The organism is Sporosarcina sp. P7 (genome assembly GCF_002743425.1).
Taxonomy (GTDB): domain Bacteria; phylum Bacillota; class Bacilli; order Bacillales_A; family Planococcaceae; genus Sporosarcina.
The window spans coordinates 399,393-412,215 of record NZ_PDZF01000001.1; the positions used below are offsets into that span (position 1 = coordinate 399,393).

At 42.2% G+C, this 12,823-nt stretch carries 13 protein-coding genes; 6 read left to right on the forward strand and 7 right to left on the reverse strand.

Annotation, left to right across the window (positions count from 1 at the left end; genetic code table 11):
• Positions 1 to 2 precede the first annotated feature (2 nt).
• The 3 genes from CSV60_RS02140 to CSV60_RS02150 all read left to right on the forward strand — a co-directional run bounded on the left by CSV60_RS02140 (position 3) and on the right by CSV60_RS02150 (position 3,018).
• The gene (locus CSV60_RS02140; protein ID WP_099630405.1) at positions 3 to 935 is read left to right on the forward strand and encodes an iron-hydroxamate ABC transporter substrate-binding protein; all 933 of its coding nucleotides are present in this window, start codon (positions 3 to 5) and stop codon (positions 933 to 935) included.
• Between the two features lie 71 nt (positions 936 to 1,006).
• Positions 1,007 to 2,014, forward strand: coding sequence for a FecCD family ABC transporter permease (locus tag CSV60_RS02145; protein ID WP_099630404.1), 1,008 nt, complete (start codon positions 1,007 to 1,009; stop codon positions 2,012 to 2,014).
• Positions 2,011 to 3,018: a FecCD family ABC transporter permease gene (locus CSV60_RS02150; RefSeq protein WP_099635844.1), complete on the forward strand. Its 1,008-nt coding sequence runs from the start codon at positions 2,011 to 2,013 to the stop codon at positions 3,016 to 3,018. The genes CSV60_RS02145 and CSV60_RS02150 overlap by 4 nt, the downstream gene beginning before the upstream one ends.
• 42 nt (positions 3,019 to 3,060) lie before the next feature.
• Here CSV60_RS02150 and CSV60_RS02155 read toward each other — a convergent pair whose 3' ends face one another.
• The 3 genes from CSV60_RS02155 to CSV60_RS02165 form a co-directional block, all read right to left on the reverse strand.
• Complete coding sequence (locus CSV60_RS02155) at positions 3,061 to 3,993, reverse strand: 3-hydroxyacyl-CoA dehydrogenase family protein (protein ID WP_099635845.1); 933 nt, start codon at positions 3,991 to 3,993, stop codon at positions 3,061 to 3,063.
• Positions 3,994 to 4,054: 61 nt separating this feature from the next.
• A complete protein-coding gene (locus tag CSV60_RS02160; protein ID WP_099635846.1) occupies positions 4,055 to 4,705 on the reverse strand; it encodes a 3-oxoacid CoA-transferase subunit B in 651 nt (216 codons plus the stop codon).
• 14 nt (positions 4,706 to 4,719) lie between these two features.
• Positions 4,720 to 5,415: a CoA transferase subunit A gene (locus CSV60_RS02165; RefSeq protein ID WP_099630400.1), complete on the reverse strand. Its 696-nt coding sequence runs from the start codon at positions 5,413 to 5,415 to the stop codon at positions 4,720 to 4,722.
• 115 nt (positions 5,416 to 5,530) lie between these two features.
• Between CSV60_RS02165 and CSV60_RS02170 the strand changes: the two genes are divergently transcribed.
• Positions 5,531 to 6,397 (forward strand): LysR family transcriptional regulator, encoded by an 867-nt coding sequence (locus CSV60_RS02170; RefSeq protein ID WP_099630585.1) that lies wholly within the window; start codon positions 5,531 to 5,533, stop codon positions 6,395 to 6,397.
• A gap of 120 nt (positions 6,398 to 6,517) precedes the next feature.
• On the opposite strand, the gene CSV60_RS02175 is transcribed toward CSV60_RS02170, so the two are convergent.
• Entirely contained in the window at positions 6,518 to 8,074 is a 1,557-nt protein-coding gene (locus CSV60_RS02175; RefSeq protein WP_099630399.1) for an ABC-F family ATP-binding cassette domain-containing protein, read from the reverse strand.
• 258 nt (positions 8,075 to 8,332) lie between these two features.
• On the opposite strand from CSV60_RS02175, the gene CSV60_RS02180 reads away from it, so the two are divergent.
• Together CSV60_RS02180 and pgeF are read left to right on the forward strand one after the other, a co-directional pair.
• The gene (locus CSV60_RS02180; protein ID WP_099635847.1) at positions 8,333 to 9,466 is read left to right on the forward strand and encodes an amidohydrolase; all 1,134 of its coding nucleotides are present in this window, start codon (positions 8,333 to 8,335) and stop codon (positions 9,464 to 9,466) included.
• Positions 9,463 to 10,236 (forward strand): peptidoglycan editing factor PgeF, encoded by a 774-nt coding sequence (pgeF, locus tag CSV60_RS02185; protein WP_099630397.1) that lies wholly within the window; start codon positions 9,463 to 9,465, stop codon positions 10,234 to 10,236. Before CSV60_RS02180 ends, pgeF begins: the two co-directional genes overlap by 4 nt.
• Before the next feature lie 23 nt (positions 10,237 to 10,259).
• On the opposite strand, the gene CSV60_RS02190 is transcribed toward pgeF, so the two are convergent.
• From CSV60_RS02190 to CSV60_RS02200, 3 genes are all read right to left on the reverse strand, one after another.
• Positions 10,260 to 11,576, reverse strand: a complete 1,317-nt coding sequence (locus CSV60_RS02190; RefSeq protein WP_099635848.1) for a DUF4179 domain-containing protein — start codon at positions 11,574 to 11,576, stop codon at positions 10,260 to 10,262.
• Positions 11,569 to 12,093, reverse strand: a complete 525-nt coding sequence (locus CSV60_RS02195; RefSeq protein ID WP_233189510.1) for an RNA polymerase sigma factor — start codon at positions 12,091 to 12,093, stop codon at positions 11,569 to 11,571. The genes CSV60_RS02190 and CSV60_RS02195 overlap by 8 nt, the downstream gene beginning before the upstream one ends.
• A 326-nt stretch (positions 12,094 to 12,419) precedes the next feature.
• A complete protein-coding gene (locus CSV60_RS02200; RefSeq protein WP_099635849.1) occupies positions 12,420 to 12,767 on the reverse strand; it encodes a DUF378 domain-containing protein in 348 nt (115 codons plus the stop codon).
• Positions 12,768 to 12,823 lie beyond the last annotated feature (56 nt).

Genomic DNA, 12,823 nt, shown 5'->3' on the forward strand with positions numbered 1-12,823 from the left:
TGTTGAAGAAAATTCTATTACCTGCCCTTTTGCTTATCGTACTTGCGTTAGCAGCGTGTGGCACTAAACAGGAAGAACCCGCGAAAGAAGATATACCTGCAAAGGAACAAGGAGCAAGCGACACGATTACTTATCAATCTGAAGAAGGTCCAGTGGAGGTTCCCGCAGATCCGCAGCGTGTTGTGGTGTTATCTAGTTTTGCCGGTACTGTACATGAATTTGGCGTGAATTTGGTAGGAGCTGAATCTTGGTCAAAAGATAATCCAAGCTTTGATTCATTTTTGAAAGATGTAGAAGAAGTTTCAGATGAAAATATTGAAAAAATCATTGAACTGGAGCCCGATTTAATTATTGGACTTAGCACTATTAAAAATATTGATAAACTGAAAGAAATTGCTCCTACTGTTACCTATACGTATGGAAAAGTAGATTATTTAACACAGCAAATCGAAATTGGAAAGTTATTGAATAAAGAAAAAGAAGCAACTGAGTGGGTAGATGCATTTAAGGCACGTGCGCAGCAGGCAGGAAAAGACATTAAAGCCAAAATTGGAGAAGATACGACAGTTTCCGTCATCGAAGAGTTTGACAAACAAATTTACGTCTTCGGCGATAACTGGGGAAGAGGAACGGAAATCCTCTATCAGGAAATGAAACTGGCTATGCCTGAAAAGGTAAAGGAAATGACTAAGAAAGACGGATATTATGCGCTATCTGCAGAAGTTTTGCCTGAATTTGCCGGGGACTATGTCATCTTGAGTAAAAGTGATACAGGAGATAATTCATTCCTAGAAACAGAAACGTACAAAAATATTCCTGCCGTCAAAAATGATCAAGTCTATCAGGTAAACACAGCAGAATTCTCTTTCAATGATGCCTATACACTTGAAAATCAGCTTGATTTCTTCATCAAAAGCTTTTTAGGAACTAAGTAATCAAACAAGATGGGGCTCTTCTTCATTGAAGAACCCATTTTTTTATGACAAGAAAGGAGCGGATGAATAAAATGGACAAACCCGTTAGAAAAGCTATACCATTTAGTCTTAAATTATTTGCTAGCACGATGCTGTTACTAATCAGTTTCCTATTTGCCATGAAGCTTGGTGCCGCTCACACTACATGGCAAGATATTTTACTTTCATTCACGACAAATCAAAAGGATAACATTCTGATCCTGCGAGAAATACGCTTTCCACGTGAAATAGGTGCCGTGTTTGTGGGTGCGGCTTTGGCCGTTTCCGGGGCGATTATGCAAGGCATGACGCGAAACCCATTGGCAGATCCTGGGTTGCTTGGACTGACTGCCGGGGCGAATGCCGCATTAGCCATTGCGCTTGCATGCATTCCAACTATCAACTATTTCGGCATCATGACAGCTTGCTTCATCGGCTCTGCTGTCGGTGCGCTGATCGTCTTCGGTATTGCCTCTGCGAAGCGAGGCGGCTTTGCACCCATTCGGCTTGTATTGGCAGGCGCAGCCGTCTCTACATTTTTATTCGCCATCGCACAGGGCGTTGGTTTGTATTTTAAGATTTCAAAGGATGTGGCAATGTGGACAGCTGGCGGATTGATCGGCACTTCATGGGGACAGTTGCAGACCATTGCGCCAGTCATCATTATAGGGATTTTCGTCGCACTTGTACTTTCACGTCAATTGACATTATTGAGCCTAAATGAAGAAGTAGCGATTGGACTTGGACAAAATACATTGAAAATAAAAGTTCTGTTGTTTATTGTGATTATCTTATTAGCGGGAGCTGCTGTGGCATTAGCGGGTAACCTAGCATTTGTCGGGTTAATGATCCCACATATTGTTCGGTCGATCGTCGGTACAGATTACCGATTCATCATCCCGACTTCCGCCATTTTAGGTGCAACTTTCATGCTGCTAGCAGATACGGTTGGACGAATGCTACAAGCACCGTTTGAAACGCCTGTTGCTGCATTGATTGCAATCATCGGCTTACCGTTCTTTCTTTTAATCGTACGCAAAGGAGGTCAGGCATTCTCATGATACTTCCACATATACGAAGAAAACAAAGAATTCTTGGAGCATGCTTCCTTGTACTGATTCTCTTCCTAACTATTCTTGCGCTTGGTTTAGGATCTGCTTCTATTGAATGGAGCCGGCTAATCCCTACTCTTCTCGGTCAAGGCACTTTCAAAGAAGAATTTGTACTGTTTTCTATTCGCCTCCCGCGAATCATCATTACGTTGTTGGCCGGTGCTGCGCTTGCCTTATCAGGTGCTATTTTACAAGGGATCACACGTAATGACCTTGCGGATCCCGGCATCATCGGAATAAATTCTGGGGCTGGAGTCGCTATTGCACTATTTTTCTTGTTTGTGCCGATTGAGTCCGGTGCGTTCACTTACTTATTACCGTTAGTTGGGCTTGCTGGAGCTCTCATCACTTCGGTTTTAATTTACCTATTTGCTTACAGTAGAAAAAGTGGACTGCAGCCTATGCGCCTTGTATTGGTGGGTATTGGCTTTTCAATGGCTCTTTCAGGTGTGATGGTCGTATTGACTTCTTCCGCTAAGCAAGAGAAAGTCGATTTCATTTCAAGATGGATAGCAGGGAATATTTGGGGAACGGATTGGCCTTACATTTGGGCACTGACCCCTTGGTTGCTCATATTAATTCCTTTCGCATTATTTAAAGCACACCGGCTCGACATGCTCAGCTTGAATGAAGCTGTGGCGACGGGTATCGGTGTCACGATTGAACGAGAGCGTGTAGTGTTATTGCTGACTGCTGTGGCCCTAGCTGCATCCGCTGTGTCGGTTACAGGTGGTATCGCGTTCATCGGTCTGATGGCGCCTCATATCGCCAAGTCTCTAATCGGCCCACGCCATCAAATGAATTTACCTATTGCGATCTTGCTCGGTAGTTTCCTTCTATTGCTAGCGGACACAATTGGGCGAAATATCTTGGAACCGAGTGGTATTCCAGCAGGTATTATTGTTTCATTGATAGGTGCACCGTACTTTTGCTATTTACTCATGAAGAAATAAAAATGCCAGAACTGCCCGCTTTGGGTGTTCTGGCATTTTTATTTATCCTCCTCTATCTTGCTTTACATAGCGGATCAGTTCTTTTTCCCGCGCAGAATGTATCTCCTTAGTAAATGAAGGATCCCATTCATAATATCCCTTGCCTGTTTTACTACCGAGCTCTCCCGCTTCCACTAATTCCTGCAAACTAGCTGCGGATTGGTTTGCATTCGATAAATCTTTATATAAATAATTCGATATGTCCGTATATACATCTAGGCCACCCATATCTGCCGATAAAAAAGGACCCGTGACAGGTAATCTTCTACCGATACTGTAAAGAACTGCAGCGTCTATGTCTTCCTTTGTCGCGATTCCTTCTTGTAAAATATGCTGTGCTTCGCGCAACAAGGCGAATTGTAGACGATTCCCTACAAAACCCCGTACTTCCTTTTTCACTTCGATCGGCTTTTTATTCATACCATTCATTAATGCCATCGAACGTTTAACCGTTTCGTCATTTGTTTTTGATCCGCGAACTACTTCAACTAATGGAATCAAATGCGCCGGATGCCAAAAATGTGTGATGACCGTGCGTTCAGGATGTGTAGTTTTCGCAGCGATGTCAGTCGGACTGATTGCCGAAGTGTTACTTGCCAGAATCACGGAAGGATCACAAAGCTTATCCAGTTGTTTGAAGATTTGTTGCTTCAACTTCAGACGTTCAGGCACTACTTCGATAATGAACGTCGCATCCTTTACAGCATCATCAATTGTTGTTACTGTAGTAATCCTATCTTTTACTGACTCCACTTCTTCAATCTCCAACAAGTCATTGTCCGTTAATACTTGTAACTTACTCGCAATGCTTACCAGTGCGCGCTCGAGTTCTTCGACGTTTATGCCATGCATCGTCACATCGTATCCCGCCCACGCAGCACTCAGTGCAATGGAGTGGCCCATTGTACCGCACCCTATGATAGCTATTCTTTCCATGAACCTGCCCCCATTCCAATTAAAAAGACGACACCTTCGTTAGTGGGTATCGTCAATCGAATTATCTAGCCGTAAAGTTTGGAGATATTGTAAAAATTGCTTCGGTTTTTTCTTTTACTTCGTCCACAGAGATACCTGCAGCAGTTTCCACAAGCTTCATACCGTCCTCTGTGAAATCAAACACAGCCAAATCCGTGATGAGTCGATCAACGACACCCAGGCCCGTCAACGGTAATGAACACGTTTTTTTCACTTTCGATTCGCCGTGTTTATTGACATGATCCATGATGATTACGACACGTTTTGCACCGACAACCAAGTCCATCGCGCCGCCCATTCCTTTCACCACTTTTCCTGGTATCATCCAGTTGGCCAAGTCTCCACTTTCCGAAACTTCCATACCGCCAAGAATCGCCAAGTCAATGTGTCCACCGCGAATCATCGCAAACGATTCCGCACTGTCAAAGAAAGATGAACCTGGAACTGTCGTAATCGTTTCTTTTCCAGCATTGATCAAATCTGCATCCTCTTGCCCTTCTACTGGATAAGGCCCTATGCCAAGCAGGCCATTTTCCGATTGCAATAAAACTGTCATACCATCTGGAATATCGTTAGCAACAAGGGTGGGCATGCCGATACCGAGGTTGACGTTCATACCGTCCTGAATTTCTTCTACCGCACGTTTTACGATTGTATTTCGTGTTTCCGTCATGGTCATCTCTCCTTTTACGCTTTTTTCACCGTTAAGCGTTCAATGCGCTTTTCATAATCTGTTCCGAGTAGTACTCGCTGTACATAAATACCTGGTGTATCAATTTCCTCCGGACTGAGCTCTCCGGCTTCAACGATTTCTTCAACTTCCGCAATCGTAATTTTGCCTGCTGTTGCAGCTAATGGATTAAAGTTCATGGCTGTCTTGCGATAGACTAGGTTTCCAAGTGTATCCGCCTTCCAAGCTTTCACAAGTGCAAAGTCCCCAACGATCCCTTCTTCGAGTAGATACATCTTGCCGTTAAACTCTTTTGTCTCTTTACCTTCTGCGATTGGTGTACCTACCCCTGTCGCTGTGTAGAATCCAGGAATCCCTGCACCGCCCGCTCTGATTCTCTCTGCGAGCGTCCCTTGCGGACTCAGTTCTACTTCTAACTCTCCATTTAGGAACTGCTTTTCAAACGTTTTGTTTTCCCCCACATAAGAAGCGATCATCTTTTTAATCTGTTTATTGACAAGCAACTTGCCAAGGCCTGCATCATCTATTCCACAATTATTGCTAGCGACCGTTAAATCCTTCACGCCACTATCTTGTAACGCCTGTATGGATTTTTCCGGAATACCACATAACCCGAAGCCTCCTACAATTAACGTAGCACCATCTTGAACGTCTGAAACCGCTTCCATAAATGAATCCATCACTTTACTCATACTGTAACCTCCTCCAACTCTTTAATAATAGTGTACAGATTTCTGACTTATATGTAAAATGAATATTATGAATCAAGTGTATTCTAAATCGGAATAAATGAAAGGTTGGATGATCATCGAACTTAAAGACTTTCAGGCCTTTATACAAGTAGCCAATCATTTAAGTTTTACAAAGGCCGCTGAACATTCTTTTATTTCGCAGCCCTCTTTAAGTAAATCCGTGAAAAGACTTGAAAATGATTTGAATGTTAGACTTTTCAACCGTTCTACACGTAGCCTTCGATTGACAGATGCAGGAGACATTGTGTATGAGCAAGGAAAACAAATCCTTCAATTACTCGGTGAACTTCCCGTCTTACTTGAAGATCTGGCCGAGGGCGTGTCGGGAGAAATTAAAATCGGCATGCCACCTTTGATTGGGACACTGTTCTTTCCACAGATCGCCAAAAACCTATCGAGGAATTATCCCCAAATTAAAATCGAGTTGCATGAGTTGGGCGCCAAAGTCGTGGAAGAGCTTGTCGATAAAGGCCAGATCGATGTTGGCATTATTGTGTTGCCGACAGATCAAGACGTTTTCCATGTTCAGCCTTTCATCTCAGATAAATTCTTTCTGTTCGTCCATCATGAACATCCATTTGCAAAACAAGATGCCGTTGCATTAACTGAACTAAAAGAAGAACAACTCATCCTATTTTCTAAAAGTTTTGCCTTACATCGCTATATCATAAGCGCCTGTAAAGAGGTCGGGTTTAATCCGACTATATCGTATGAAAGCTCTCAGTGGGATTTGATCATTGAACTAGTCGCTGCGAAACTGGGTATCACGCTTCTTCCCCAATCCATATCGACGAAGTTTACTAACGAAAATATTAAGATGATTCCTATAGAAGGGCCGCCTTTACTTTGGAAGCTCGGTATTGTTACGAAGAAGAACAGCTATCATTCATTTGCATTAAAAAAGTTTATGCAGATGTTTTGAGACAGATGTAATAAAGCTGTTTAAAATATAGTCAATCAGAGCAGGCATTATAAATTTTTGAACAAAAAATCCAACCGCCGCCGGTTGGATTTTTTGTTTCACGTGGAACAGGATCATTTTTCAGAACATCTTCGTAGTCCACGTTTCCCCGTTCCAAATAGTGGATACTACATCTTCATAAAAGTCCGGTTCATGTGAAATAAGTAAGATACTTCCCTTATACTCTTTCAAAGCACGCTTTAGTTCTTCTTTTGCATCATAATCCAAGTGATTTGTCGGTTCATCTAATACTAATAAATTTGTTTCACTATTTACCAGTTTACATAGACGGACTTTCGCACGCTCTCCTCCACTTAATACCTTTACTTTACTTTCAATATGTTTCGTCGTTAATCCGACACGCGCTAGAGCCGCCCGTACTTCATACTGCGCTAAGTGCGGAAACTCACTCCAAATCTCTTCCAAGCACGTATGATCTGTATCTGTTTTCGTTTCCTGTTCGAAGTAACCGATTGATAGGTGCTCACCTTGCTCAACTTTACCTGAAAGAGCGGTTATTTCCCCGAGAATACTTTTTAACAATGTTGTTTTTCCAATTCCGTTTGCTCCTGCAAGAGCAATCTTCTGTCCACGTTCCATTGAAAGATTCAAAGGCTTCGATAGGGGTTCATCGTATCCGATGACTAGATCGGTCGTTTCAAACAAATACTTCCCAGGCGTTCTTGCCGTCTTGAAATCGAAATGTGGTTTCGGTTTTTCAGAATCTAACTCAATAATGTCCATCTTATCTAGTTTCTTCTGTCGGGACATTGCCATTCGACTCGTTGCTGCATTCGCTTTATTACGCGCAACAAAGTCCTTCAAATGAGAAATCTCTTTCTGTTGCTTTTTATAAGCTGCTTCGACCTGTTGCTGTCTCATTTCATGCACACGCAAAAACTCGTTATAATCGCCAGGGTAACGATTGACCTGTTGGTTTTCCATATGATAAATCAGGTTAATGACACTGTTCAAGAATGGGATATCATGCGAGATCAAAATGAATGCTCCTGGATACTCTTGCAAATACGTACGCAACCATTCAATATGCTCGACATCCAAGTAGTTCGTCGGCTCATCAAGCAATAAAATATCGGGCTTTTCAAGTAATAATTTGGCCAATAATACTTTTGTACGCTGGCCACCACTTAAATCATTCACGTCAGTATCCAATCCAAATTCATCAAGACCTAGACCGTTTGCGACTTCTTCTACTTTTGCGTCAATCATGTAAAAATCACTTTGCTCTAGGGATTCTTGGATTTGTCCAGTTTCTTCTAGTAAACCTTCCAGTTCATCCGGCCCTACTTCACCCATCTTCGCAAAGAGACTATTCATTTCAGTTTCCCTATCATATAAATATTGAAACGCAGTGCGCAACACATCACGGATAGACATCCCCTGCTTCAAAGCTGCATGCTGATCTAAATATCCGATCCGTACACGCTTTGACCAAGTGACAGTCCCTGCATCGGGCTCCAGCTTATGTGTAATGATATTCATAAACGTGGATTTTCCTTCCCCATTTGCACCTACTAATCCTATATGTTCACCCGCCAATAGACGGAATGATACGTCTTCGAAAATTACACGGTCACCGAAACCGTGGCAAATATTTTTTACTGTCAATAAACTCATGTTGTACACCTATTCCTTTTCAATTGTTTCAATTAAACTGATATAAGTCATTTTAACATCCTCCACTTATAATTACTTCGGAAAAGAAAAAAACAATCGATACTTCTATTAATGATTCAAGCAGTTACATTACTATTGTTGAGTAACGGTTTTGTAAGGTAAAGTAGTTTATGATGATTCGTCCCGATCTTTGCTGTTTACTAGTCAATATGTTTTACTTTTAAGATCATCTACTTCATGAAATGGAGGCAATCCTTAATGACTGACCCACTAAACTATATAGAACGTCATAAAAAGGAAATACTAGAGACCTATCAAGAACTGCATGCTATTGCCGAGCCTAGCTGGCAAGAACAGCAGACTTCACGGTATTTACAAGAGAAGCTTTCAGCTGCCGGATTGAGTATAACTGGCTATGCCGGTCATCACGGATTCATTGCAGAAATCGCAGGGCGAAACCAGGGTGTCATTGCGTTACGCGCGGATATGGATGCATTGGTACAGGAAGTCAATGGTGAAGTAATGGCAAACCATTCTTGTGGACATGACGCGCATAGTACGATGGCGCTATATACGGCACTTGCTTTAAAGAACTGCGAAATGGATTTGCATCATACCATTCGATTCATTTTCCAACCTGCGGAAGAGTTGGCGGAAGGTGCGTTACAAATGATGAAAGAAGGCGTGCTAGAAGATGTTCTATTCCTAGGTGGTCTGCACGTACGCCCGCATACAGAAGTTCCGTTCGGTAAATCTGCACCAGCGATTTTACACGGCTCGTCCGCGACTATTACGGGTACAATCACGGGAACACCTGCGCACGCAGCAAGACCTGAAGAAGGTAATAACCCAATCGAAGCAGCAAGTTTCTTAATCCAGTCACTGCGTCAAATTCGTTTGACGGGCAATAAAAAATTCTCCATTAAAATCACCGAATTACATGGCGGCGAAACGAGCAACTCTATTCCAGCTAGTGCACGATTCACATTGGATGTTCGTGCGGAAACGAATGAAACAATGGATGCTCTGTTAGCAAAAGCCACCCACATGATCCAACACACTGCCGCTTTGACAGAGACGGAAATTGTATACAATGAAGAAGGTTATTCACCTGCTGCTACGGAAAATGCCACAGCAATACGACTTGCACAACAGGCGATCGGCTCTGTATTAGGGGAAGGAAACGTGGATGTACCATGTATTTCTCAAGGCGCGGAAGATTTTCATTTCTACACGTGGAAAACACCTTCTATTCCTGCGACAATGATCGGATTAGGGTGTGATTTGAAGCCCGGGTTGCATCACCCACAAATGTCCTTTAATACCGATGCCTTAATTTACGGTGCACAAGTTTTGACACAACTATTACTGAATGCAGATCAAGAATTATGAAAACCACGATCTATCAAGACCACAACCATATTCTAAAGGGTATGACCATGAAAGATTGCAATGAACCGGAGTGCAATAATACTGCTTTGCATGCATGTGTGTCAGCAGTTGATGTGACGAACAATCGCCGACAATTGGCGGACTTTTTACAATGCGAGTTGGAAGATTTCGTGTTTGCCAACCAAACACATAGCGCGAACTTTCATAAAGTGACTGCACGAGACCGTGGAAAAGGAGCATTGCGACAAGAAACGGCAATTGCCGACACGGATGCACTGTATACATTTGAACCAGGCATCGTGCTGTGCAGTTTAACAGCTGACTGCGTTCCTGTATTATTTCACAGCGACGACAGTACATTAATTGGGGCAATTCATTCCGGTTGGCAAGGCACTGTGAAAGAAATCACAAGGAAGCTATTCCACCACCTACAGCAATACGAACATAGTGATCTGAGCCGAATTCATGTCCAAATCGGTGCCGCACTCAGTCAAGAAAAGTTTGAAGTGGATGAAGACGTTTATACGAAATTTCATAACCTTGGCTACGCTGACGAATTCATCCTCTATAACGCGATGACAAAAAAGTACCATATTGATAATCAACTGACAGTGAAGAAGCAATGTGAGCTGGCAGGAATACCCGAAGCAAATATTACAATCGACCGTACTTGTACATTTCTAAGTCCAGAGGGCTTTTCTTATCGGCAAGACCGGCAAGCAGGACGTCATGTCAGCTTTATCAAACGAACAACGCAAAAAATGCAGTGAGGAAAAGATCCTTCACTGCATTTTTATTTTATCTTTATTTTAATGTTGCCTTCAAGGTAATTCGGATAAGCGAATAATTCAAGCCTTAATGGATTTGCATAATCGGTCCGACCGAAGTTCAAGTCCCAATGTGTCGCTTCTTCATCTCCATACTTTCCTGTCGTAGGGGTTTCCACTTCTTCCCCTTTTGCATCAATAGCGGAACCAAGAAAGTAAAATGGAAATTCCTCCTCATCCGTATTTTTCATTATGAATTCGGCATGATGTTTATTGGATTGTAGTAACTGGATTTTTTGGTCATTTGGCTGATTAAGCCATTCCCCCGTTTCCGTATTCACTTCTGCAAAGGCCTCTTCTACGTTTAACGCCTGCACTTTGTTGATTCGCAAATAAAGTTTTTTAGGTTGCGAGAAGTAATTACTCTGCAGGAAGAAAGTATATTTACCGTCTTCCCCGCCGAACGCGGTCGTACCGTTTCGAATAGATCCCCACAACTCGCCTTTTTCATCTTCTAACCGCATATCCTCGAATTGCAATATCTTCATCGTGTTAGTAGGGTCAATAGTAATTTTTACACCCACCCGTAATGGGGATACCGTAACCTTTTCAATCGTGAACTGCTGCCCTTGTATATCGACTTTTTTGTCTATTGTATAGACTTCACTTGCCTTTACTTGTTCAAGTACAGTAAATGGTACAGAAAACACAGTCTCTTGATCTTTTAACTTGATAGCTACGCTCAAATCAAACGACTGATTTTGTGAAGTATACAATTCTCCAAACTGGTAGTCTATACGGTCTTTATACGTATGGATCTCTTCTTCATCCATTATATTCCCATAAGAAAAGCTACCCTCTGGAATGCCTTCCGCTTTCAAATGGATATAGTCCACTTGTAAGCCTTTCAACGAACGCTTCGATTCAATTGTGTAGAAAATATTAATCCCCGTCTCATCCAAAATGACACCATCTACTGTCAACGTTTTATCGTCAATCGTTTGAGTCACTCCGATTTCTTGATAATAGTCGTTCTGAATTACCGCATCGAGTCCTTTATCCATCGCAATCAATTCCACGAACTTCTCTAGACCCGGAATGGAAGCTACCGCCTGGGCGAATACAGGGGATACGCGAATAGACGTAATGAATGTCAGTAGCAACAATGCCACAACCGCTACACTTCCAAAGATTCTCTTACGTCTTTTTCTCGCTTGCTTTTTTTCCCGACGTACCCTTTCCATGCCTTGACGAATCGCCTGATCAGCTTCAGACAAAGGCAGCGACTGTTGATCTAAATGTTCTTTCAACTGCTTTAATCGTGCTTCTTCTGTCTCATACATGATCACTGCCCCCTTTATCTTCAAAGTATGACCTCAACGTACGCATCGTTTTGTAAAGCCTTGATTTCACAGTGCTTTCTGGTATATTTTCAGATTGTGCTATATCTTTAATTTTTGATTCCTGAAAGTATTTCAAATAAATTAAACGTTGCTCCTGGTCAGATAAAGTTGCCAGTGCATCTCTCAATTCAATATACGAAATGTCTTCTGCTGATACTGTTTCCAAACCACTATCGTCTACTGTGTATCGCTTACGTAGTTTCAACTGATCTTGGCAATAATTTATCATGATACGGATGAGCCAGGTTTTGAGATAGCTAGGTTCTTTTACTGTCCGAACTTTTTTATAGGCACGATACGTTATTTCTTGAAGTGCTTCAATCGCATCCTCCTCGTTTCGCAAAAACGCCAAGGCTGTCCGCAGAAGCGATTGCTTATGCAATTGCATCACGGCCAGAAATGCTTCATCATCCCCAGCTATTGCTTTCACATGCAACTCTTTTTCCTTTATCTCCATTGGACGGTCACCCCATTCTCTGCCCTCTTATACATTAGACTCTACACTGGCTAAAAAGTTTACATCCATTTTTATTTATTTTTACGCACAAAAAAGATGCCTACTCCCGCAAGGCACCTTACTTCACTTATTCTGTTCCATCAATATATTCTGTATAGACAACTAAGCTATCATCATACGCTTTAGCCCTACAACAATAATGAAATTCCCCCCCTTCTGTACGTAAGCTACGTCTCCTACCGTTGCATTGTTACATTGAGACGCAACAAATATCATAAACTCACGAGAAAGGGCGTTCTCGCTTTTATACGAGAACACCCTTTTGATCATTCTTTTGGTTCTTTACGTGACCGATCCACTTTTTTATTCTTCCCCATCATATCCAGGTCTTCCCCAAACTCGGTGTTGTAATTCACATTCCGAATTCGATCAAAATGCTTATGGGGCTCTACCCTTTCATCCACATCCTCAATAATCTCATCATTCGATTTAACTAAAAGTCCAATCGCTGCCAATCCGCTCAGTCCCACAATGGCATAGACAATCTTGGCAAGAATCGTGTTTTGTCCTCCAAATACACTGGCAACCAAATCAAAATTGAAAAATCCGATCAATCCCCAGTTTAGTGCACCAATAATGACTAATGTCAGTGCAATTCGCATAAATATGCTCATGTTGCACACCTCCTCCAACAATCTATAATCGAATCCTGTACATGTTTGTATGGATT

Excerpts from the sequence above, each read along its gene's own strand:
- CSV60_RS02145 (WP_099630404.1), top strand. The coding sequence starts at position 1,007 with ATGGACAAACCCGTTAGAAAAGCTATACCATTTAGTCTTAAATTATTT.
- CSV60_RS02150 (WP_099635844.1), top strand. The coding sequence starts at position 2,011 with ATGATACTTCCACATATACGAAGAAAACAAAGAATTCTTGGAGCATGC.
- CSV60_RS02155 (WP_099635845.1), bottom strand. The coding sequence starts at position 3,993 with ATGGAAAGAATAGCTATCATAGGGTGCGGTACAATGGGCCACTCCATT.
- CSV60_RS02160 (WP_099635846.1), bottom strand. The coding sequence starts at position 4,705 with ATGACGGAAACACGAAATACAATCGTAAAACGTGCGGTAGAAGAAATT.
- CSV60_RS02165 (WP_099630400.1), bottom strand. The coding sequence starts at position 5,415 with ATGAGTAAAGTGATGGATTCATTTATGGAAGCGGTTTCAGACGTTCAA.
- CSV60_RS02175 (WP_099630399.1), bottom strand. The coding sequence starts at position 8,074 with ATGAGTTTATTGACAGTAAAAAATATTTGCCACGGTTTCGGTGACCGT.
- CSV60_RS02180 (WP_099635847.1), top strand. The coding sequence starts at position 8,333 with ATGACTGACCCACTAAACTATATAGAACGTCATAAAAAGGAAATACTA.
- pgeF (WP_099630397.1), top strand. The coding sequence starts at position 9,463 with ATGAAAACCACGATCTATCAAGACCACAACCATATTCTAAAGGGTATG.
- CSV60_RS02190 (WP_099635848.1), bottom strand. The coding sequence starts at position 11,576 with ATGTATGAGACAGAAGAAGCACGATTAAAGCAGTTGAAAGAACATTTA.
- CSV60_RS02195 (WP_233189510.1), bottom strand. The coding sequence starts at position 12,093 with ATGGAGATAAAGGAAAAAGAGTTGCATGTGAAAGCAATAGCTGGGGAT.
- CSV60_RS02200 (WP_099635849.1), bottom strand. The coding sequence starts at position 12,767 with ATGAGCATATTTATGCGAATTGCACTGACATTAGTCATTATTGGTGCA.